General features: G+C 57.9%; 1 protein-coding gene. It reads right to left on the bottom strand.

The window, feature by feature from the left end; translation table 11 throughout:
- Positions 1–216: hypothetical protein (locus EYW48_RS22105; protein WP_277433142.1), on the bottom strand; the 216-nt coding region annotated here is incomplete at both ends.

Genomic DNA, 216 nt, shown 5'->3' with positions numbered 1-216 from the left:
CAACCTTCACTTGAACCTGGTCATTACCCAGCTCGTCTTTGTTGATCACGCCATCATCTGGATTGCGGTCATCCACGATGGTCACGAGCGGTGCGTAGTCACCGTCATTGATGAACACCGTATCAACGGTCGCGTTGTCGCTGCCTTCCTTCGACACGTTGCCGTCGCGGTCGGTCTGCGTCGCATCCACTTTGATGCTCGCGCCCTCGGCCACGG

The sequence above is a fragment of the Vibrio sp. 1180_3 genome (genome assembly GCF_029478545.1).
GTDB classification, from domain to species: Bacteria; Pseudomonadota; Gammaproteobacteria; order Enterobacterales; family Vibrionaceae; genus Vibrio; species Vibrio aestuarianus.
This window is presented reverse-complemented; position numbering and strand designations above follow the sequence as displayed.